This is a genomic window from Bacillus sp. JJ1566, assembly GCF_036962685.1.
In the GTDB taxonomy this organism is placed as follows: domain Bacteria; phylum Bacillota; class Bacilli; order Bacillales; family Bacillaceae_L; genus Ferdinandcohnia.
Genome location: NZ_JBALOP010000066.1, coordinates 1 through 20,857, shown reverse-complemented (window position 1 = coordinate 20,857; position 20,857 = coordinate 1). Strand labels below are relative to the sequence as shown.

Below are 20,857 nucleotides of genomic sequence, written 5' to 3'. Positions count from 1 at the left end.
GCATAATTAATGAAGGTATTAATTACAGGTGGGGCAGGATACATTGGTAGCCATACATGTGTGGAGCTTTTAAATGCAGGTTATGAATTGATCATTTTAGATAACTTATCAAATAGTAAAATGGATTCCATAAATAGAATTAAAGAAATTACAGGTAAAAGATTTGAATTCTATAAGGTTGATTTACTTGATAAGAATGCGGTTGAACAGGTTTTTATAGAAAATGAAATTTCTTCCGTAATTCATTTTGCCGGATTAAAAGCCGTTGGTGAATCGGTACAAATACCGCTGCATTATTATCATAATAACATTACTGGAACCTTAAATTTATGCGAGGTAATGGAGAAATTTGGGGTATTCAATTTGGTCTTTAGTTCATCAGCCACAGTCTATGGTTCTCAAGAAATTATTCCATTGCATGAAGAATTACCCCTTCACGCAACAAATCCATATGGAAGAACAAAGCTAATGATAGAAGAAATTTTGAAGGACTTGTTTGTTTCAAATCGTAAATGGAGCATCTCTTTGTTAAGGTATTTTAACCCTATTGGTGCACATTCTAGCGGAAAAATTGGTGAGGATCCGAATGGAATTCCGACTAACTTAGTACCTTTTATAACCCAGGTGGCAATTGGGAAACAACCGAAGCTTAAAGTGTTTGGTATTGATTACGATACACAAGATGGAACGGGAATTCGAGATTTTATACATGTAGTAGATTTGGCAATTGGTCATATAAAAGCACTAGAGAGGGTTATGACAACCACAGGGGTAAGTGCCTATAATCTAGGAACTGGGACAGGATATAGTGTAATTGAGATGATTAAATCATTTGAAAAAGCATCGGGTCGATCTATTCCTTTTGAGGTGGTAGACAGGAGACCAGGAGACATTGCAACAAGCCTTGCTGATGCATCGAAAGCAAAAAGGGAACTAAATTGGGTTGCTAAAAGGTCACTTCAGGATATGTGTATTGATTCTTGGCGCTGGCAAATGAATAATCCTAATGGGTATGAAAATAAAGAAAATCCATTCGAATTGAACGAAATGAAAAAAACTAATAACCTTTAGTAAGTTGTAGACAACCTCTGAGTAAAATAGAATTTTTACAATTAAAACGTTCGTTATTGGGAACGGATTTGTGGTTTTGTTTTTAAAAGATATTGTTGAAATTGGTAAACAGGAGGACAAAAATGAGTGCTATAGCTGGGATCTATAATATAAATAAAGAACCAGTCATTGATCAAGGTAATAATCTAATGACTTCATTACGGAAATATCCAGCTGACGATATTCAAACCTGGAACCAAAGTAATATTTATTTGGGGTGCCTCGCACAATGGATTACACCTGAATCAATTGGTGAGGTGTTACCATACTATGATTCTGAGAGTAAGACATGTATTACAGCAGACGCCTTTCTTGATAACCGTGAAGAGTTATTTGAAAAATTACAGGTTAGCAAAGATAAGAGACAAATAATGCCAGATAGCCAATTGATACTATTATCCTATTTAAAATGGGGGGAAGAATCACCAAAATATCTGATTGGTGATTTTGCTTATATGATTTGGGATGAGAGAAAACAACAACTATTTGGCGCTAGGGACTTTTCAGGAAGCAGGACCCTCTATTATTACCACAATACAAGTAATTTTGCTTTTTGCACCACGATTGAACCATTACTTAATCTACATTATATTACTAAGCAATTAAATGAAGAGTGGTTAGCAGAATTTTTAGCAGTCACAACTGTAGTAGATACAGTTGATACTTCGTTCACCCCATATCAGGGTATTTATCAAGTTCCTCCTTCACATAGTATTGGAGTTAAAGATAATAAAGTGTCTATAAATAGATATTGTTATGTGACTGGTGGGGAAAAGTTAAAGTGTAAGACAAATGATGAATATGTTGAGGCTTTTCAGGATGTTTTTCGAGAAGCAGTTAAATCAAGGTTGCGAACATTTCGAGGTGTTGGATCCTATCTAAGTGGAGGTTTAGATTCAGGTGCAGTAGTTAGCTATGCAGCGAGAAATCTACAAAGAAAGAAACTTCACACATTTAGTTATATTCCACCAAGGGATTTTGAAGACTATACACCAAAGTATTTATTACCAAATGAAACCCCCTTTATAACATCAACAGTAGAGCATGTTGAAGGTGTTAATCCCCACTATTTAGATTTTGAAGGTCGTAATCCATATTCGGAAATTGATGATTTCCTGTCATTAAATGAAATGCCATATAAGTTCTTTGAAAACTCTTTCTGGATAAAAGGGATATTCGAGAAAGCCCATGAGGAAGGTTTGGGCGTCTTATTAAGTGGTGGTAGAGGTAATTTAAGTATTTCTTGGGGTTCTGCTTTAGATTATTACTCCTTGTTATTAAAAGGACTTCATTGGGGTCGCCTTATCCGGGAATTGAATCAATATAGTCAAAATGTAGGTGGTGCAAGATTACGTAGACTTCCAATAATCGCTAGAGTAGCATTTCCGTTTATTGATAAGTTGGCACCATATAATAAACCATATTATGTCCCCAAGCTAATAAATCAGGATTTTGCAAAAAAAACAGGGGTGTTCACAAAACTCAGGAACCATGATATGGATGAAAATGGCTGGTATTCCACTAAAAATATTTTTGAACATAGAATTAAACATTTTGAAGAAGTTTTCCATTGGAATGCAACAAATACCCTTGCAACTAAGTTATCACTTCGCTACTCAGTATGGAAACGTGACCCGACTAATGATATCAGAGTAATAAGGTTATGTTTATCTATACCTGAAGATCAATATGTTCAAAATGGTATGGACCGTGCATTAATTCGAAGGGCTACCAAGAACTATTTGCCAGACACTGTACGATTGAACCAACGATATAAGGGGGTTCAAGGTGCTGATTGGGTTCATCGTATGAAGCGAGATTGGCACTTCTTTCTAAAAGAGGCAAGTCAACTTATCAAAGATGAAAGAATGCTAGAATTCCTAGATGAAGGAGCCTTAAGACTCGCTTTACTAAAAGCAGAAAAAGGGGCACTTCCTAAATTTGCCACTGATACGGATATTAGAACTCTTATGCGAAGTATTATTTTATATCGATTCCTTAAACAAATAAATTGAGAGGAGGTGATTAAGGTGAAAAGAGAATGGGAGAAACCTGAATTAGAAGTGTTAGAAATAAATAAGACGATGGCAAACACACAACCAGGTGACTTTATCGATGATTCCTTTCCTGCAAATACTCGATTTAGTGATTTAACGTGGGGAACGGATAGTTAATTCTAGACATGGAATTATATAAAACATCATGATTTTAAATTAAGGATTTGTTAAAAGCCCCACTTAAAGGGGCTTTTATACATTTGCAATTCTTTTTTATTTTACCATTTATACATAATACAAGTGTTTAGTAAAAGGGATTTTAGATCAATTCTAAGAAAATGTGGTGGATAACATGAAGAGGATAGGAGGGTATGTATTGATTACTATTTCTATTTTAATTGTAATAATAACAGCATATACTGTCTGGGACAATAAACGTATTAAAATAGAAAAACAAGAAATAGTAATCGAGAATTTACCGAAAGAATTAGAGAACTATACAATTCTTCAAGTTACAGATTTACATGAAAAGGAGTTTGGCAATAATCAATCAAGTTTAATTAACAAGATTAATTCCATTTATTATGACGCAATTGTATTTACTGGGGACATGTTAGAAAATAAAAAGAGTACCAACTATATTCCTTTTTATTCACTTCTAGATGGCATTGAAAATAAAAAAACTGCATTATTTGTACCTGGGAATACAGACCCCGAAAGTTATTATGTAAGTAAAGACCGAAAGTTTTTAAAAGTAGACTTTGTTACAGGGATGGAAAAAAGAGGCATTAGGTTACTTGAATCCTTACAATCTGTGAAAAAGGGTGATTCTAATGTACATTTTGTTAATTTTGAACTTTCAATCCAAAACGAAACATATTTGAAATCTATTGAAAAAAATATACAATCTAAAAATCTTTCATTTATTGGTCACTTAGAACATTATAACCATTTATACAAAGAAGTACAGGCTATTGATCATAAAGGTCACAATGACATTGTAATCGCATTAACCCATTATCCTGTTGTTGATGCGAGATTAGATAACATTGCTTCAGATTCGATGTATTCACTAAGGGATATTGATCTAATATTAGCTGGCCATTATCATGGTGGACAAATCCGTTTACCCTTCATAGGTGCACTTTTTGTACCAGAATCGTGGGATGATAATAATGGTTTTTTTCCACCACAGGATAGAGTTAAGGGATTATGGAAGTATAGAAATATAAAACAATACGTAAGTGCAGGACTTGGAAGTAGCAATGCAAAACCTTATTTAAATTTTCGTCTTTTTAATACGCCTGAAATTAATGTTTTAGTGTTAAAAAAAGAATAGAGATAATATTTATATAAAGATTAGATTTTATTTTTATGTATTGACTCTATAGGGGAAAGGTGTTAAATTACCTTTAAGGATGTTCTTAATAAAGAATAAACTCTCTAAAAACGGTACTTGTATTTTAATGTGTTTTTTTTGTTTTAAATTGTTCTTTATATAGAACTGTACGTAACTACCTATTAATTGCCAACTATTCATTATTGAGAATGATGCTGATTGGGACAATGAAGTACTATAAGAATACATTCGATTTAAATAATGTTGTAAAAGTAATTCAAACCTTTTCTAGAAATATTGAACATCATCAGCTGCATCAAGATAAAATGTTATATTATTTAAAAGGTAACCACTATACTACATTATCGCGTATCGCAACTTTGATATTAAATTAGAAAAATTATTAACTAATTTACCCTGGATGTTCTTAATAAAGAATAATCATAAACTTCTAATTAGCTATTTCTAGATGGAGGAAAATAATGAGTGCAATTGCTGGAATATATAATCTTAATAAGGAACCAGTATCTGAAGAACATATTAGAAAAATAATGGATGTTTTTCTAAAGTATCCTGTAGACGAAATTGGTACTTTAAAAAAGGATAATATATTTTTAGGATGTCATGCACAATGGATTACCCCAGAGTCTGTTGGTGAAATATTACCTTTTTATGACTATGAAAGACAACTATTAATTACAGCAGATGCGATAATTGATAACCGTAAGGAATTGTTAAGCAAATTAAATATTGATAGCCAAAAAGGAAAATATATTACTGACAGTCAATTAATTTTACTTGCTTATAGTAAATGGGGAGAGGATGTTCCAAAACATTTAATTGGTGACTTTTCGTTTATATTATGGGATGAAAAAAAGAGAAAACTCTTTGCTGCTAGAGATTTTTCTGGAGCAAGAACTCTTTATTATTATCAAGATCAAGAGCGAGTGGTATTTTCTACAACAATGGAGTCTTTATTAACTTTACCCTATGTCCATAAAGAATTAAATGAACAATGGCTAGCTGAATTTATTACAATACCAAGTATGGTTGACGCTGTTGATACTATTTCAACAGTATACAAACATATCAAACAGATACCGCCCTCACATTTTTTAACAATCTTAAATGGTAAAGTAACTCTTACACGCTACTGTCGGATATCAGCGGTAGAAAAACTGATACTAAAATCAGATATTGAATATGAAGAAGCGTTTCAAGACATATTTGAAAGAGCGGTAATCGATAGGCTTCGTACTCATGGTAATGTAGGTGCACAATTAAGTGGAGGATTAGACTCAGGATCTGTTGTTAGTTTCGCAGCAAGAGCATTACAAAAGGAGAATAAAACATTAAATACTTTTAGTTTTATTCCTGTAAAACATTTCAAGGATTGGACATCAAAATACTATATTCCTGATGAAAGACCTTTTATTAAGGAAACAGTGAGGCATGTTGGTAATATCTCTGATAATTACTTAGACTTCGATGGACAAAATCCTTTAACTATAATGGACGAATTTATACAACTTATGGAGATGCCTTATAAATTTTTTGAGAACTCATATTGGTTAAAAGGAATTAATCAAAGCGCTCAAAAGAACGGAATTAAAATTTTATTAAATGGAGCACGTGGTAATTTTTCTATTTCTTGGGGTTCAATAGAAATTAACCTGAATTATTATTCATCCTTATTGAGGAAAATGAAATTGATTGAACTATACAAAGAACTAGACTTATATTGTAGCAATTTTAATACAGGAAAGTCAGTAATTATCCCAGCAATCATAAAGGGAATGTTCTCTTTAAATCTTCAATCTATTAAAAAAGTCAATAAAGATACTCTAAATACTAAATCAATTATTAATCCTTCCTTAGCAAAAAGAACTAATGTTTATGAGAAGCTTGAATCTATTGGTATGTATTCAGTTGGAAAATCGAGGAAATCACCTTTCGAAATAAGAAATAAACATTTTGAAGAGCTTCATTATTGGAATAAAAATGGAGTAGCCACTACTAAGTTGTCGTTACGATATGCATTATGGGATAGGGATCCAACCAATGATATTCGTGTTATTCGGTTTTGCTTGTCGATACCTCAAGAACAATATGCTAGAGGGGGCTTTGATCGTTCATTAATTCGAAGGGCAACTAAGGACTTTCTCCCTAACAAGGTTAGATTAAATAATAAAAGTCGTGGATTACAGTCAGCGGATGTGGTTCATCGACTTACCCCAAGCTGGAGTATGCTCATTAGTGAAATGAAACAACTTTCTAATGATATCAGAATAGCAGAATTTTTTGATAAAGAAGAAATCACAAGAGTAATCAATAAGTTTTCTAGTGGACCACGCCAGGAGTTTATTTTTGATAATGATTTTAGAAAATTATTTAGTTGTTTAGTTATTTATCGATTTATTAAACATTTTTAGAAGAAGGGGGGTGAGACTATGAAAAAGGTTTGGAGTAGACCACTATTGGAGGAACTTAATATTAGTTTTACAATGGGTGGGGATGGAAATGCAGTGTCTGATAGCTATTGCACAAGTACGCATCCAAATATCAATCCTGACGGAAAGATAAATAAGGCCTGTGTACACCCTGACCTTATAGGTGAGAGTTAACAGTAAGACAAATTACTTAATTTTGCGTAACCCTTATCCAATAATTAATTGCATAAGGGTTATAGTTATATATTTTATAACTTATGGGGGAACTATGATAAATACAAGATTGAAATTTTGCTATAAAGCATTCGGCTTAAATTTAATGACTGAGCTTGAATTTCCTGAGTTAATTGCCTCTAATATTGAAAATAGTCATATTGATGTGGAAATTCAATTTGTGGATCTTACAGCTAAATGGAATGAGTTAGTGGAGAATGATCAGTTTATTATTATAAATCACGAATTTGTTATGTTTCGGATTCCAAATACTGCTATCTTTTCGATTGAGAGGGGGAAAAGAATTTTTATTTCAAAGGAAGAAGGTGTTCATGCAGAACAAATTAGATTATATGTACTTGGTACATGTATGGGAGCCTTATTAATGCAACGAAAAATCCTGCCTTTACATGGTAGCGCAGTTGCAATTAATGGTAAGGCATACGCAATTGTTGGAGAATCTGGAGCGGGTAAATCAACTCTTGCTACAGCATTTTTAAATAAAGGATATGAACTTTTAAGTGATGATGTAATACCTGTTTCAATGTCCAACAATAATATTCCAATTGTTACCCCAGCTTATCCACAGCAGAAGCTGTGGGAAGAAAGTTTACAAGCATTTGGTATGGACGCTAAGAGTTTGTACCCAATAGCTGAACGGGAGACAAAGTTCGCTGTTCCTGTAATTTCTCAATTTTATAAAGAAGATATACCTCTAGGGGGGGTATTTGAATTAGTAAAGTCTGAAGATTTGAAAATTAATATAAAGCCTATTCTAAATCTCCATCGATTACAGACGCTTTTTCAACATACGTATAGGAATTTCCTTTTAACATCATCTGGCATGTTAGAGTGGCATTTTTCTTTTATAACAACTCTTGCAAACAGAGTTAATCTTTATCAAATCAATCGACCAGTTTCACTTTTTACTGCAACTGATTTAGCTTCTATGATTTTATCTGCTATTAATGAGGGGGATAATAATTGATTACAGACCCAAACATTTCGTTAAACCAAATAATTGTTCAAAGTAAAGGCAATATCGTAAGTGACATGGGTGGAGAAAAGGTCATGTTAAGTGTTTTAAAAGGAAAATATTATAACCTAGGTGAAATTGGCGGTGCAATATGGGATTTGCTAAGTGAGCCAACCACTGTTGAAAAATTGGTGACTAGTTTACTAGAGACATTTGATGTAGATAGGCAAGAATGTGAGAGCCATGTAAATGAATTTCTGGAACAATTACGTAAGGAAGAACTGATACAATTATCAAACGATATTTAGGGGATTAGCTATGCGCATTATAAAAAAGGTTTTAATATTTTTATTACTAAACTACAAAACCAAGTTACTTTTTATTGAAGCATTCTTTTTGCTGGCTTGGGCCCGTATTTTAAAAGCAATACCTTTTTCAAAAGTAGCACCTTCACTAGGTGAGCCCATGCAAGAAACTTCCTATAAGCGAGTATATGAAAATAATAAAAACCTAAAAAATATATCAAATGCCATTCATATTATGAGTCGTTATACCTTCTGGGAAAGTCAATGTTTAGTGAAGGCAATTGCAGCCATGAAAATGTTGGAGCGAAGAAATATAGATTGTACTCTTTATTTAGGAACTGCAAGAGATGAATTTGGAAAAATGATTGCACATGCATGGTTACGTAGTGGATCATTTTATGTTACGGGAGCAGAAGGCATGGAGAAGTTTACTGTAGTTGGTAAATTTGCGAAAAGGATAAGTACTAATGGTCTTGAAGGAGAAAACAATGGATATCAAAAATCAACTTGATTTTACTAAAATACCGAGGGAAACAAAGTTGCTTTTAGAAATTATCAAGGATGAAAACGAAACTATTCTAACGGATACTCAAAAAGCTTTGTTCAAAAACATAGATTGGGACTTATTTGTGGAATTAGTCCTTCATCATCGAGTGTATCCGTATATCCTTCCCAAAATTGAGAAACTAAAAGATAGGCTAATTCCTGAATACGTAGTACAAAAAATTAATCAATATTATCGACACAACGTCATTAAAATGCTCCAATTATGTGGAGAAATGGAGCAGGTAAGTAAATTATTAATAGAAAACGAGATACATCCTCTATTTTTAAAAGGGCCTGTACTTGCTACGGACTTATATGGTGATTTATCACTCCGTACATCAGGAGATTTAGATGTACTAATCCCAATCGAAGAACTGGAGAAAGCCGAAGAACTAATACTTAATGCTGGTTATGAGAAAAACGAGTACATTCAATCAGTTTTAAATGACTGGAAGTGGAGGCATCATCATTTTACATACTTCCACCCAATAAAAGGCATTAAGTTAGAGATTCATTGGAGATTAAACCCTGCACCTAGTAAGGAACCCAATTTTTTTGACTTATGGAAAAGAAAGAGAATATACTCCACAACAAGCTATCCAGTATATTTTTTAGGAATAGAGGATTTATTTTTATTTCTAGTAACGCATGGAGCAAGGCACGGCTGGTCCCGCCTTCGTTGGCTAGTTGATATTCATCAGTTAGTGAAAAAAGATATAAATTGGTTTACTCTTACCCGTCACTTAAAAAAATTCAAATGTGATCATATCGGTGGACAGGCAATAATTCTTACTACTCAGTTACTAGAAACGAACTTGACTGATGAAATGAAGCCATTAATCTGCAGACAACGTCCATTCCAATTGGCCCAACAAGCTATTTTTTATATTGAAAAAATGGTGCATTTACATACAGCTCCATTACCTCATGATGTATCAACATACCATTCGAAGCATTTAATTTCACTTTTGACTTTTAAACAAAGAATCTTCCAAGTTTTAAGTACATTACACCCTTATTATATAGATGTTGAAACCTTACCCTTACCAAAAAGATTGCATTTCTTATATTTCATATTACGCCCATTTCTCTTGATAAAAAGACGAAAAAAGAAATACTCATTGAATTAATTGGAGGTTTGGAAGTGAATCACATCTTATATTTTTATAAAAAATTGCGTTCATATGCTGGTAAAAAGCTTTATATAAACCTCCTAGCAATGATGTTGATTAGTTTATTAGACGGAATTGCAATTATTATGCTAATTCCTTTATTAAGTGCGAGTGGAATAATGAATATAACTTCTAGCAATTCGTCAATATCATTTGTATTCGAGTACCTAAACAAAATATCAGAAGCGTTAAGTTTTACTGCTATACTTGGGATATTTGTGATGGTCGGGATACTACAAAATTTTATCCAACGTTACCTAACAATTCAAAACACAAAGATACAGCATGGTTTTTTTAGGCAGCTCCGTATCGAAACGTATAGCGCCTTAATGTATTCAAATTGGGACTTTTTCTTAAAACGACGGAAATCCGATATCATTAATTCTTTAACGGCTGAAATAGCCCAGGCGAGTGCTGGAACCAATACGTTTTTACAGTTTATTACAGCCGTTATTTTTACAATTATCCAAGTTGTAATTGCTTTTATCCTATCCCCTAAGATTACGATTTTTGTATTGTTGAGTGGTTTTATTTTATCTCTTTTTTCCTATGTATTTATCAAAAAATCTAGAGCATTAGGGAAACTAAACTGGGAGTTTGGCAAGAGTTATATGGCAGGAATCACAGATAGTTTTAACGGAATAAAAGAAATCAAAAGTAACAATCTAGAAGAGTCGCGTATTCAATGGTATAGCTATATGACAAAACAACTCCATGATGAACAAATTAATTATTCAAAGCTTAAAACACTGTCCCAATTTAATTACAAGGTTGCATCCACAATTCTTATTGCTGTATTTATTTACTTTTCAGTTACTTTTTATCATACCGAAGTTGCGCAACTACTACTAATTATAGCTATTTTTTCAAGGTTATGGCCACGAATCACGGGGATCCAAGCCGGTTTGGAGCAAATGGCTACAGTAACACCTGCATTAAAAGCAGTTATAAGCCTTCAGATGGATTGTTTAAAGGCAAAAGAAATAACAGGGCAGGTTGATCAAAAAACGATAAAGATTGAAAATGGAATTGAATGTAAGAAAGTGTATTTTAGATATAGAGAAAGTGATCAGAAATATGCGCTAAAGGGGATTGATGTGTTCATTCCCTCATACCAAATGACAGCAATTGTTGGGCGGTCTGGTGCTGGAAAAAGTACACTAATTGATTTATTAATGGGCTTAAATCAACAAGAAAATGGTCAGGTTTTACTTGATGGTGTACCTCTATCTGAATCAAACTTGTTATCGCTTAGGCGTTCGATAAGCTATGTTCCACAAGATCCATTTTTGTTTAATGTAAGTATTAGGGAAAACTTAGAAATTCTAAACCAAGATGCTACTGATGAACAACTATGGGAGGCACTTGAGTTTGCTTCTGCAGCAGATTTTGTGCGTAGGCTTCCTCAAGGTCTTGATACACTAATTGGCGACCGGGGAATTCGTCTCTCTGGAGGAGAGCGCCAAAGGATTGTTCTTGCGAGGGCAATATTGCGTAATCCTTCTATATTAGTATTGGATGAAGCTACTAGTGCACTAGACACTGAAAATGAATCAAATATTCAAGAAGCCTTAGAAAAATTAAAAGGGAAAATGACAATCATTGTTATTGCGCATCGTTTGTCAACTATACGAAATGCGGATCAGGTTATTGTATTAGAGCAAGGAGAAGTAATTCAACAAGGTAATTTTAACCAACTTGCGAATGATAAACGAGGAATGTTTAGTCATCTCCTAGGAAAGCAAATGGAAGCTACTTTATAAAATATTTACCTTGAGTGGTCTTTTAATCGAGAAGTTTGGAGAAAATGTTAAAAGTACTTATAGTGAGTATGGTATTTTGAAAAAGAAAGTAGGTATTACATGCTACTCCGAGCTTCTCTAAGGCTTTTACCCGTAATATATATGACGTGGATTTGGTTACAATCAAGTCATTTTAATCCTAGCAAATTAGAAGGGATTCATGTTCAAATTGGTGTACCTATCTATTTATTGTTAGGTGCTGCGCTCGAAATTGGTCATCTGTTTCAGTTTGCGATTTTATACGCATTATTGGTGATGGCTTTCCTGACCTTTGGAAAGTTATCACTTAGGATAGAAATTCTCCTATTTACAATCTCAGTTTTATACGGTGCCCTAGATGAAATCCATCAATACTATGTCCCATTCAGATCTTTTTCGGTAACTGATTTGATAAAAGACACGATTGGTGTCATTGTAGTTTCATATATCATCCACAAAAAATATTTTCATCACCAACAATCAAGGATTAGCAAATTTTTAAGAGGGATAACAGGTCTAAATAAGAATATATCCCTATAAAAAAGCCCTTCAAGAGATGAAGTTTTTTCACTCTTCTGAAGGGCTTTTTATTATTTGTTATTGGTATTCTTCCATTTGTTAAATTCTAAGAACGCTTTAAATTCTTCCTTTGAAACACCGGATTTCATTGCTTCTTGTACTAGTTGGGTCCAATCAGAATCAAGATCTTCTATTTGAACTTCGTGATCCTCTTCATGGAGTAGAGTGTTCACTGATACCCCAAGGACCGCAGAGATTTTCTCTAAAAATTGAATAGAAGGATTTGATTGAAGGTTGCGTTCCATTGAACTTAGATATGATTTAGCAACCCCAGCTCTATCAGCTAATTCAGATAGGGATAATTTTCTTTGCAAACGGTATTGTTTGATACGTTGACCAATCATTAAATCCACCTTCCTCCATTTATGATTATAACATAAAATGAAGAGGTTTGTTTTATATGAAGAACGTTTTTGTCAAAAATATTGTAAGATTAAGTGTTTTACCGAAGTTAGAGTGGGTTTCTCTGTTCTTTATCCAATCAATGAGTCAAGTCCGTCAGCTTTTTCTGCAAAGAACGCTTTGATTTCATTCACACTAATTCCCATATCTAGTGCTTCTAAAATTAGGTCTACCCATTCCTGATCAAGTGTTTCGTTTTCTACTTTTATCATACTTTCCAATACCCTCCCAAAATACATTAGTATTCCAGGCAGTCCAGCCATCATAATTGAAATTTCCAACCTTAGACCTGTGACTTTGCGTCCCTATTTTTCAATAAGTTTGCCTTTGTCTGTTGAAGCTCCGCCGACTGACCTAAAACGATAGTCCATATATGTATAGAACCTTTGTATTACATTTAGAAGTATAATTCATAAAAAACATCTTTTATGTAAAAAACTGTCGATGTCAAAATATTTACAAAATAAAATTAATTGCTTGTTTACTCCCTCGAAAAATGGATACTTTTCACCAATGGTGTAGGAAAAACTCGAAAGATAAGAAAAAAGACCTAGGAATTGTTAACTAAATGGAAGGGAGGGTTAATAAATATCTATTTTACATAAGATTTTTTGTAAAAATTCCAATTAAATGTAAGGTATTTGTCGAACGATTTTTTAAGTAATTTCATAAAAATATGTAACCTACCCCCAAAAATGAGGATAGGCCATTTTTACATTGTATTTTGACATAGATAAAACAATCCGCCATTGATAATTTCGACAAGGATTTTCGGTTCGTATTGGTCCTTGAGTGCTTCTTTTTCAATTTCATAGCTTTCTGGCTTTTCGTCGATTCCTTCATAAAAAGCATCTAACAGGGTTAAATCTTCATCCCAACGTTTTCTTGCTTCATCAGCCCATGCGTGAGTTTGTGATTCCGCATAGCCTCTCACATATTGCTGAAGTCGATTAACACCACTTTGTGGCTTAACCAGTGGTGACATCGTATACGTTAAATCTGGTATTTTTGGAGTGAGTGGCAGCTTTTCCACTTTTTCCTGAAAATCCTCAACAATGATTCCATTAATGAGTTGTAAGCCAAGCGACATCAATACATCACGCTTACGGTCACTCTTATACGAAACCTTCACATTTAACCCAAGCCAAGGGTATAGAGGTGTATTACCTTGGGCACCGGGTGGTTTTTGTTGATACAACCGAATGTAGCTTGCTAGCTTTTTTGTTGATTCAAAAATTTGATGTAAGCGGGGAGCTCCGAAATGGATAAAGTCACCCTTTACATTTTCAGGTGCTTGGTCCCGGTCCGTAATTAATGTTAACTTCATCGGATTCGGTTCTCCACCTGTTTTTTCAACATATGTCCAATAAAAGGGACGGTTCATTAACTGCTTATCTAGATCGATTGTCAACTGAACCGTCATATATCCAGGATGGCGTTCAATAATTTCGCAATGGTTAGATATAAAATATTTCTCTAGAAAATTAACGATTTCCTGTTGCTGCACGCTGCTCACCACCGTTTTGTTCTTCAAAACTGATAATTGAAGTTAAATTCTCCATCTTAATTTTCATCTCACCCTCGCTTCGTGAACGAAGCATGATATCTTGAATATGGTCTTCAATATTTCCAAGATCGAGCCTTGTTAAAATATCATCCAACTGCCCAATGACGCGCTCAAACAGATTAATTTTTTCATATAAAAGCTTTAAAATATGTTCCTCAACCGTGTTTTTCGTTGCGAAATTATAAATATGAACATCCTTTTCTTGACCAAGACGATGAATACGCCCAATTCGTTGCTCAAGCCTCATCGGATTCCAAGGGAGGTCATAGTTGATAATATGATTACAGAATTGCAGGTTAATTCCTTCGCCGCCTGCTTCAGTTGCAATTAACACTTGGACTTTCCCTTTAAACAATTCCCTCATCCAATCCTTTTTTCCACGTTTGAACCCACCACGAAATGGAACCGATGAAATTCCGTTTTGCTGCAGGAACCATTGCAAATACATTTGAGTCGCACGATATTCGGTAAAAATAATGACTTTATCATCAATTTGCTTAATGAGTTCAACCGCTTTTTCAGCCTTTGAGTTTTGGGTGACTTGTTCAACCTTTTTCATGAGTCCCAATACCATATCCGCGGGGGCGGAAGCAGTGCCATCCTCATTCTTTTTCTCAAGCATCTTCTTCAAAGTAAAGTAAACAGCCTCACGACTACTACAAGCTTCTCTTTGTAAGGTTAGAATCGAGAACATACTTGATGCAAATCCTGAAAAGCTAGACCGATAGGCGGAAATCGCGTCATATAGCTCTTGTTCAGTCTCGGAGAACTCAATCGGAACGGTTTCAACCTTTCGTTTTGTCCATTCAATTCCTGTGTCATCACGGCGATTCCGGATCATTACTTTATTGACTAGTTCCTTTAAATGTTCATGATCATTGAGAGAACGGCTCCTTTTCCCGAATAATTCCTCGAAGTTTTCCTGATTACCTAAGTGTCCGGGCTTAAGCAGGGATACAAGATTAAAAATCTCATCAATTCGGTTTTGAATAGGAGTTGCTGTTAATAGCAAGCAAAACTTCTTCTTTAGGTTTTGAACAAACTCATAGTTTTTTGTTTTATTGTTTTTTAGCTTGTGAGCCTCGTCTATGATAATTAAATCGTAATCCTGCTCATATACGATTTCCCGATGTGGACTTCTTTTTGCCGTATCAATCGAAGAAACAATGACATCATATTGCTCCCACATATAGCTTTTCTTTTGCTGAACTGCTGGAATATAAAATTTTTGATTTAATTCAGATGCCCATTGCGATACAAGGGAAGCTGGGACAAGAATCAATACTTTCTTCACTAGTCCACGAATCATATATTCTTTTAAAATCAGGCCAGCCTCGATTGTTTTTCCGAGTCCAACTTCATCTGCTAAAATCGCTTTTCCATTCATTTTTTCAACCACTTGCTTTGCAACCTCAAGTTGATGGGGAAGTGGTGTTAACTGTGGTAAATGCTTAGGAGCCTGAAGGCCTTCGAATTCAGGTATCGACTGGTGTTTTTCAACTTCATATGCAAGCTTATACAACTCCCAGTTCGCCCAAGGACCGTCATCGTCAATTCTTTGCAAAAAGTCACCTTGCCACGACTGATCAAATTCAAAATCGACATTCATATATTCACAGTCCTTTCTTAGTTAGGTAATGTATTTATATAGAAGAAAGTGAGTTTTTCGTAAAACACGAACGTTTCCCTTAAAATATAATCCATTGTTAAGAAAATAATATATTGCTCAAATCGCTGGATGATGGTAGGATGAAGGTAGTTCGAAAACGCTTCTCTATGCTTTTTAGAAGGGTTTGACGTTCTATCCTAATTGATAAAATTGAAAGCTTTTGGGCTGGACATGATAAATTTTCCATAGTCGTTTCGTTAGTATTACCAAAAAAATGAAAAATATGAAGACCGCGAATGACAACAAGGGGAGAGACTACATTTTTGTAGCGCCGAAGGAGCAAGCAAGCCAATTGTGAATCTCTCAGGCAAAAAGACTCTTGTTCGACGCAACTCTGGAGAGAGCCATTAGGCCACCAAAGGGGCAAACCTAGTATTCTTATCATAAAAATCTAGGTAAACTTTCAGGTGCAAGGACAGAGACTTCACACTACTGTGGAGTTTATCTGTCCTTTTTTATATTTTCAGAATCTTTTGGTTTTGAAGAATAAAGCCCAGACAGCATATTAAATGATGAAATGTGAAGGAGGAATTCGGTTGACTGAATTAAAACGAACACCATTATTCGATGAGTATCAAAAGCATGGCGCTAAAACGATTGATTTTGGTGGGTGGGATCTTCCTGTCCAATTTTCAAGTATTAAAGAAGAGCATGAAGCCGTTCGTACAAAAGCAGGTCTTTTTGACGTTTCACACATGGGTGAAATCGATGTAAAAGGAAAGGACAGCTTAGCATATCTCCAAAAATTGATGACAAATGATGTTTCAACTATAAAGGATGGCGCAACACAATACACTGCGATGTGCTATGAAAATGGTGGAACAATTGATGACCTACTTATCTATAAAAAATCAGATGAACATTATTTACTCGTTGTGAATGCCTCAAATACAGAAAAAGATTTTGATTGGCTAAAAGAGCATGTCTTTGGTGATGTGGAAGTGGTGAACCTTTCGAATGAGATTGGGCAGGTTGCACTTCAAGGACCACTGGCTGAAGCTGTGTTACAAAAGCTGACAAATACAAATTTAAGTGAAATCAAGTTTTTTAAATTCCAAGACGATGTTGAAATTGCTGGAAAGAAAACACTCGTTTCAAGAACAGGCTATACAGGTGAAGATGGCTTTGAAGTATACTGCCAAGCTGAAGACACGCCTTATCTTTGGAATGCCATCTTAGATGCTGGTGAGGCTGAGGGAGTTTTACCATGTGGATTAGGTGCGCGAGACACATTGCGCTTTGAAGCAAATCTTGCTCTTTATGGACAAGAACTATCTAAAGACATCACACCAATCGAAGCTGGAATCGGCCTTGCAGTGAAACCAAATAAAGAAGCTGACTTTATCGGTAAAGAAGTGTTAAAACAGCAGAGAGAAGAAGGGGCTCCTCGGAAAATCGTTGGAATTGAAATGATTGACAAAGGAATTCCACGTCATGGCTATGAAGTTTTTGTAGGTGAAGAGCAAGTGGGTGAAGTGACTACAGGAACGCAATCACCAACCCTTCAAAAAAATATTGGGTTAGTTCTTATTAAATCTGAACATGCAGAACTTGGAAAAGAAGTTGAGGTTCAAGTTCGTAAAAAACGACTTAAAGCAGTTGTGGTGGAAACACCTTTTTATAAGCGTCCAAAAAAATAAATCGAGTTGTGGAAAGGGGTACATTCATGAAACATCGTTATTTACCAATGACGGAACAAGATAAAAACGAAATGCTTCAAGCAATCGGCGTATCTACAGTCGATGAGCTTTTTAATGATATTCCAGAAAGTGTTCAATTTAAAGGAGAATACAACATCAAGAAGGCGAAATCAGAGCCTGCTTTAATGAAAGAACTTTCTGTTCTTGCTGCAAAAAATGCTGATTTACGCCACAATGCTTCGTTCTTAGGAGCCGGTGTTTACGATCATTACATGCCAGTTATTGTTGATCATGTTCTTTCACGTTCAGAATTTTATACAGCCTACACACCATACCAACCTGAAATTTCTCAAGGTGAGCTTCAAGCTATTTTCGAATTCCAAACGATGATTTGTGAGCTAACAGGAATGGATGTAGCAAACTCTTCTATGTATGATGGTGGAACTTCTCTAGCAGAAGCAGCAATGCTGGCATCTGGCCATACAAAGAATAAAAAAGTATTGGTTTCAGGGGCAGTTCATCCAGAATCTAGACTTGTACTTGAAACCTATGCAAAGGGTCAATACATTGAAGTTGTTGAAGTTCCAACAAAGAACGGCGTTACAGATGTTGATGCGCTAAACTCTTTAATGGATAAAGATGTGGCCTGTGTCATTGTTCAATATCCAAACTTCTTTGGTCAAATAGAGCCTTTAAAAGAAATTGAAGCAGTCGCTCACACAGGTAAGAGCATGTTTGTTGTTTCGAGTAATCCATTAGCACTTGGAGCTTTAAAACCTCCAGGAAAATTAGGTGCTGATATCGTTGTTGGGGATGCACAGCCATTCGGAATTCCAGCAGCATTTGGTGGACCACACTGTGGATATTTCGCTGTTACATCAAAATTAATGCGTAAAGTTCCGGGGCGCCTGGTTGGTCAAACAGTTGATGAACAAGGAAAACGAGGCTTTGTATTAACACTTCAAGCACGTGAACAGCATATTCGTCGTGACAAAGCGACATCAAATATTTGTTCAAACCAAGCCTTAAACGCATTAGCAGCATCTGTTGCGATGACAGCTCTAGGTAAAAAAGGTGTAAAAGAAATTGCAACCCAAAATATTCAAAAAGCCCATTATGCAAAGCAACAATTTAAAGCAAATGGTTTCGAAATACCATTCGAAGGACCAATCTTTAATGAATTTGTTGTCAATGTCGGTAAATCAGTAAAAGAAGTTAATGCTCGTTTAATCGAAAACGGAATTATCGGTGGATATGATTTAGGCCGTGACTACCCAGAACTTGAGGGATCTATGTTAGTGGCAGTTACAGAGCTACGCACAAAAGAAGAGATTGATACTCTTGTAAAAGAATTGGGGGATAGCCATGAATAAGCAAGATCAACCATTAATTTTTGAACTATCAAAGCCAGGGCGAATTGGTTATAGTTTGCCGGAATTAGACGTACCTGAGGTTAATATAGATGAAGTTATCCCTAGTGACTATCTTCGCGTTGAGGAGCCGGAGCTACCAGAAGTATCAGAATTAGATATCATGCGTCATTACACTGCGTTATCTAAACGTAATCACGGGGTGGATTCAGGATTTTATCCTCTAGGTTCATGTACAATGAAATACAATCCAAAAATCAATGAAAATGTAGCTCGTTACAACGGATTTGCTCATATCCATCCATTACAAGATGAAAGTACAGTTCAAGGTTCGATGGAGCTTATGTATGACCTACAAGAGCATCTAAAAGAAATTACGGGAATGGATGAAGTAACCCTTCAACCAGCTGCTGGTGCACATGGTGAGTGGACTGGATTAATGATGATCCGTGCATTTCACGAAGCAAATAACGATACAGCACGTACAAAAGTAATCGTACCTGACTCAGCACATGGTACAAACCCAGCATCTGCAACAGTAGCAGGATTTGAAACAATTACTGTAAAATCTGGTGAGGACGGACTAGTAGATTTAGAGGATTTACGACGAGTAGTTGGACCGGACACTGCTGCCTTGATGCTAACAAACCCTAATACTTTAGGTTTATTTGAAGAAAATATCCTTGAAATGACAGAAATCATCCATACAGCTGGTGGTAAAGTATATTATGACGGTGCAAACCTAAATGCGGTATTAAGTAAGGCTCGCCCTGGAGACATGGGGTTTGACGTCGTTCACTTAAACCTACACAAAACCTTTACTGGTCCACATGGTGGTGGTGGCCCAGGTTCAGGTCCTGTTGGTGTTAAGGAAGATTTAATTCCTTACCTGCCAAAACCAGTGCTTGTAAAAACTGAGGATGGCTATCACTTTGATTACGACCGTCCACAATCAATTGGGCGTGTAAAACCATTCTATGGAAACTTTGGAATCAATGTTCGTGCGTATACGTACATTCGTTCAATGGGGCCAGATGGTCTAAAAGCGGTAACTGAAAATGCCGTTATTAATGCAAACTACATGATGCGTCGTCTAGCGCCATATTTTGACCTGCCATATGATAAACACTGTAAGCATGAGTTCGTATTATCAGGTAGACGTCAAAAGAAATTAGGTGTTCGTACCTTAGATATTGCAAAGCGATTACTCGATTTCGGTTATCATCCACCAACAATCTACTTCCCACTAAATGTTGAGGAATGTATGATGATTGAACCAACTGAAACAGAATCAAAAGAAACTCTTGATAATTTCATTGAAGCAATGATCCAAATTGCAAAAGAAACTGAAGAAAATCCAGAAATCGTTCAAGAAGCACCACACACAACGGTTGTAAGTCGACTAGATGAAACATTAGCAGCAAGAAAACCTGTCTTACGCTATCAAAAACAATAAATATATATATAGAAGAGATTCATCCTAACTGGGATGGGTCTCTTTTTTTACCATTAATTACCTTGATTAAAAGTATTGAAAAATGAACGGGAGGCTGATAATATAGATTAAGTCATCACGACAACGTGATTGATTGGGTCACAGCTTTTAAGGAAGAAAAATGATTTGAAAAAAACTGTTGACACAAAAGAATGATAAATGTTATATTGTAAAAGTCGCTTTTGAGCGATGGTTTAAAAAGTCCTTTGAAAACTGAACACAATACAAGCGTCAACGTTTAATTTT

At 35.2% G+C, this 20,857-nt stretch carries 19 protein-coding genes and 2 riboswitches; of the genes, 15 read left to right on the top strand and 4 right to left on the bottom strand.

Features of this window, described 5'->3' with window-relative positions; translation table 11 throughout:
• The first annotated feature begins 9 nt into the window (after positions 1-9).
• The 12 genes from galE (at position 10) to V7112_RS22020 (ending at position 12,429) form a co-directional block, all read left to right on the top strand.
• Positions 10-1,071: a UDP-glucose 4-epimerase GalE gene (gene galE / locus V7112_RS22075; RefSeq protein WP_335423809.1), complete on the top strand. Its 1,062-nt coding sequence runs from the start codon at positions 10-12 to the stop codon at positions 1,069-1,071.
• Between the two features lie 122 nt (positions 1,072-1,193).
• On the top strand, positions 1,194-3,125 hold the full coding sequence (locus V7112_RS22070; protein WP_335423807.1) for a lasso peptide isopeptide bond-forming cyclase: 1,932 nt from the start codon (positions 1,194-1,196) through the stop codon (positions 3,123-3,125).
• A gap of 15 nt (positions 3,126-3,140) precedes the next feature.
• Positions 3,141-3,284 (top strand): paeninodin family lasso peptide, encoded by a 144-nt coding sequence (locus tag V7112_RS22065; RefSeq protein WP_335423806.1) that lies wholly within the window; start codon positions 3,141-3,143, stop codon positions 3,282-3,284.
• Between the two features lie 199 nt (positions 3,285-3,483).
• On the top strand, positions 3,484-4,446 hold the full coding sequence (locus V7112_RS22060) for a metallophosphoesterase (protein WP_335423804.1): 963 nt from the start codon (positions 3,484-3,486) through the stop codon (positions 4,444-4,446).
• Positions 4,447-4,928: 482 nt separating this feature from the next.
• Positions 4,929-6,878, top strand: coding sequence for an asparagine synthase-related protein (locus V7112_RS22055; RefSeq protein ID WP_335423802.1), 1,950 nt, complete (start codon positions 4,929-4,931; stop codon positions 6,876-6,878).
• An 18-nt stretch (positions 6,879-6,896) separates the two neighbouring features.
• A complete protein-coding gene (locus V7112_RS22050) occupies positions 6,897-7,070 on the top strand; it encodes a paeninodin family lasso peptide (protein WP_335423800.1) in 174 nt (57 codons plus the stop codon).
• Positions 7,071-7,164: 94 nt separating this feature from the next.
• Entirely contained in the window at positions 7,165-8,097 is a 933-nt protein-coding gene (locus V7112_RS22045; RefSeq protein ID WP_335423798.1) for an aldolase, read from the top strand.
• A 65-nt stretch (positions 8,098-8,162) separates the two neighbouring features.
• Positions 8,163-8,393, top strand: a complete 231-nt coding sequence (locus tag V7112_RS22040) for a lasso peptide biosynthesis PqqD family chaperone (protein WP_335423824.1) — start codon at positions 8,163-8,165, stop codon at positions 8,391-8,393.
• A 10-nt stretch (positions 8,394-8,403) separates the two neighbouring features.
• Complete coding sequence (locus tag V7112_RS22035) at positions 8,404-8,901, top strand: lasso peptide biosynthesis B2 protein (RefSeq protein WP_335423796.1); 498 nt, start codon at positions 8,404-8,406, stop codon at positions 8,899-8,901.
• Positions 8,879-10,066, top strand: a complete 1,188-nt coding sequence (locus tag V7112_RS22030) for a nucleotidyltransferase domain-containing protein (protein WP_335423794.1) — start codon at positions 8,879-8,881, stop codon at positions 10,064-10,066. Before V7112_RS22035 ends, V7112_RS22030 begins: the two co-directional genes overlap by 23 nt.
• 14 nt (positions 10,067-10,080) lie before the next feature.
• Positions 10,081-11,871 carry an ABC transporter ATP-binding protein gene (locus V7112_RS22025; RefSeq protein WP_335423792.1) on the top strand — a complete coding sequence of 597 codons (1,791 nt, stop codon included), beginning with the start codon at positions 10,081-10,083 and terminating at the stop codon, positions 11,869-11,871.
• Between the two features lie 99 nt (positions 11,872-11,970).
• Positions 11,971-12,429 (top strand): VanZ family protein, encoded by a 459-nt coding sequence (locus V7112_RS22020; RefSeq protein WP_335423790.1) that lies wholly within the window; start codon positions 11,971-11,973, stop codon positions 12,427-12,429.
• A 50-nt stretch (positions 12,430-12,479) separates the two neighbouring features.
• Here the strand turns inward: V7112_RS22020 and V7112_RS22015 are convergent, their stop codons facing one another.
• The 4 genes from V7112_RS22015 to V7112_RS22000 all read right to left on the bottom strand — a co-directional run bounded on the left by V7112_RS22015 (position 12,480) and on the right by V7112_RS22000 (position 16,046).
• Positions 12,480-12,812, bottom strand: coding sequence for a helix-turn-helix domain-containing protein (locus V7112_RS22015; protein WP_335423788.1), 333 nt, complete (start codon positions 12,810-12,812; stop codon positions 12,480-12,482).
• Positions 12,813-12,941: 129 nt separating this feature from the next.
• Positions 12,942-13,082: an anti-repressor SinI family protein gene (locus V7112_RS22010; RefSeq protein WP_335368504.1), complete on the bottom strand. Its 141-nt coding sequence runs from the start codon at positions 13,080-13,082 to the stop codon at positions 12,942-12,944.
• Positions 13,083-13,116: 34 nt separating this feature from the next.
• Positions 13,117-13,206: riboswitch (cyclic di-GMP riboswitch) on the bottom strand.
• Positions 13,207-13,582: 376 nt separating this feature from the next.
• Positions 13,583-14,377, bottom strand: coding sequence for a YqhG family protein (locus V7112_RS22005; RefSeq protein ID WP_335423784.1), 795 nt, complete (start codon positions 14,375-14,377; stop codon positions 13,583-13,585).
• Positions 14,355-16,046 (bottom strand): DEAD/DEAH box helicase, encoded by a 1,692-nt coding sequence (locus tag V7112_RS22000; protein WP_335423781.1) that lies wholly within the window; start codon positions 16,044-16,046, stop codon positions 14,355-14,357. Before V7112_RS22000 ends, V7112_RS22005 begins: the two co-directional genes overlap by 23 nt.
• Before the next feature lie 296 nt (positions 16,047-16,342).
• Positions 16,343-16,435, top strand: a riboswitch (glycine riboswitch).
• Positions 16,436-16,618: 183 nt separating this feature from the next.
• Between V7112_RS22000 and gcvT the strand changes: the two genes are divergently transcribed.
• The 3 genes from gcvT to gcvPB are packed head-to-tail and all read left to right on the top strand — an operon-like array spanning position 16,619 to position 20,572.
• Positions 16,619-17,746 (top strand): glycine cleavage system aminomethyltransferase GcvT, encoded by a 1,128-nt coding sequence (gene gcvT / locus V7112_RS21995; protein ID WP_335423780.1) that lies wholly within the window; start codon positions 16,619-16,621, stop codon positions 17,744-17,746.
• A gap of 26 nt (positions 17,747-17,772) precedes the next feature.
• On the top strand, positions 17,773-19,119 hold the full coding sequence (gene gcvPA, locus V7112_RS21990) for an aminomethyl-transferring glycine dehydrogenase subunit GcvPA (RefSeq protein ID WP_335423778.1): 1,347 nt from the start codon (positions 17,773-17,775) through the stop codon (positions 19,117-19,119).
• Positions 19,112-20,572, top strand: coding sequence for an aminomethyl-transferring glycine dehydrogenase subunit GcvPB (gene gcvPB, locus V7112_RS21985; protein ID WP_335423776.1), 1,461 nt, complete (start codon positions 19,112-19,114; stop codon positions 20,570-20,572). The genes gcvPA and gcvPB overlap by 8 nt, the downstream gene beginning before the upstream one ends.
• Positions 20,573-20,857 lie beyond the last annotated feature (285 nt).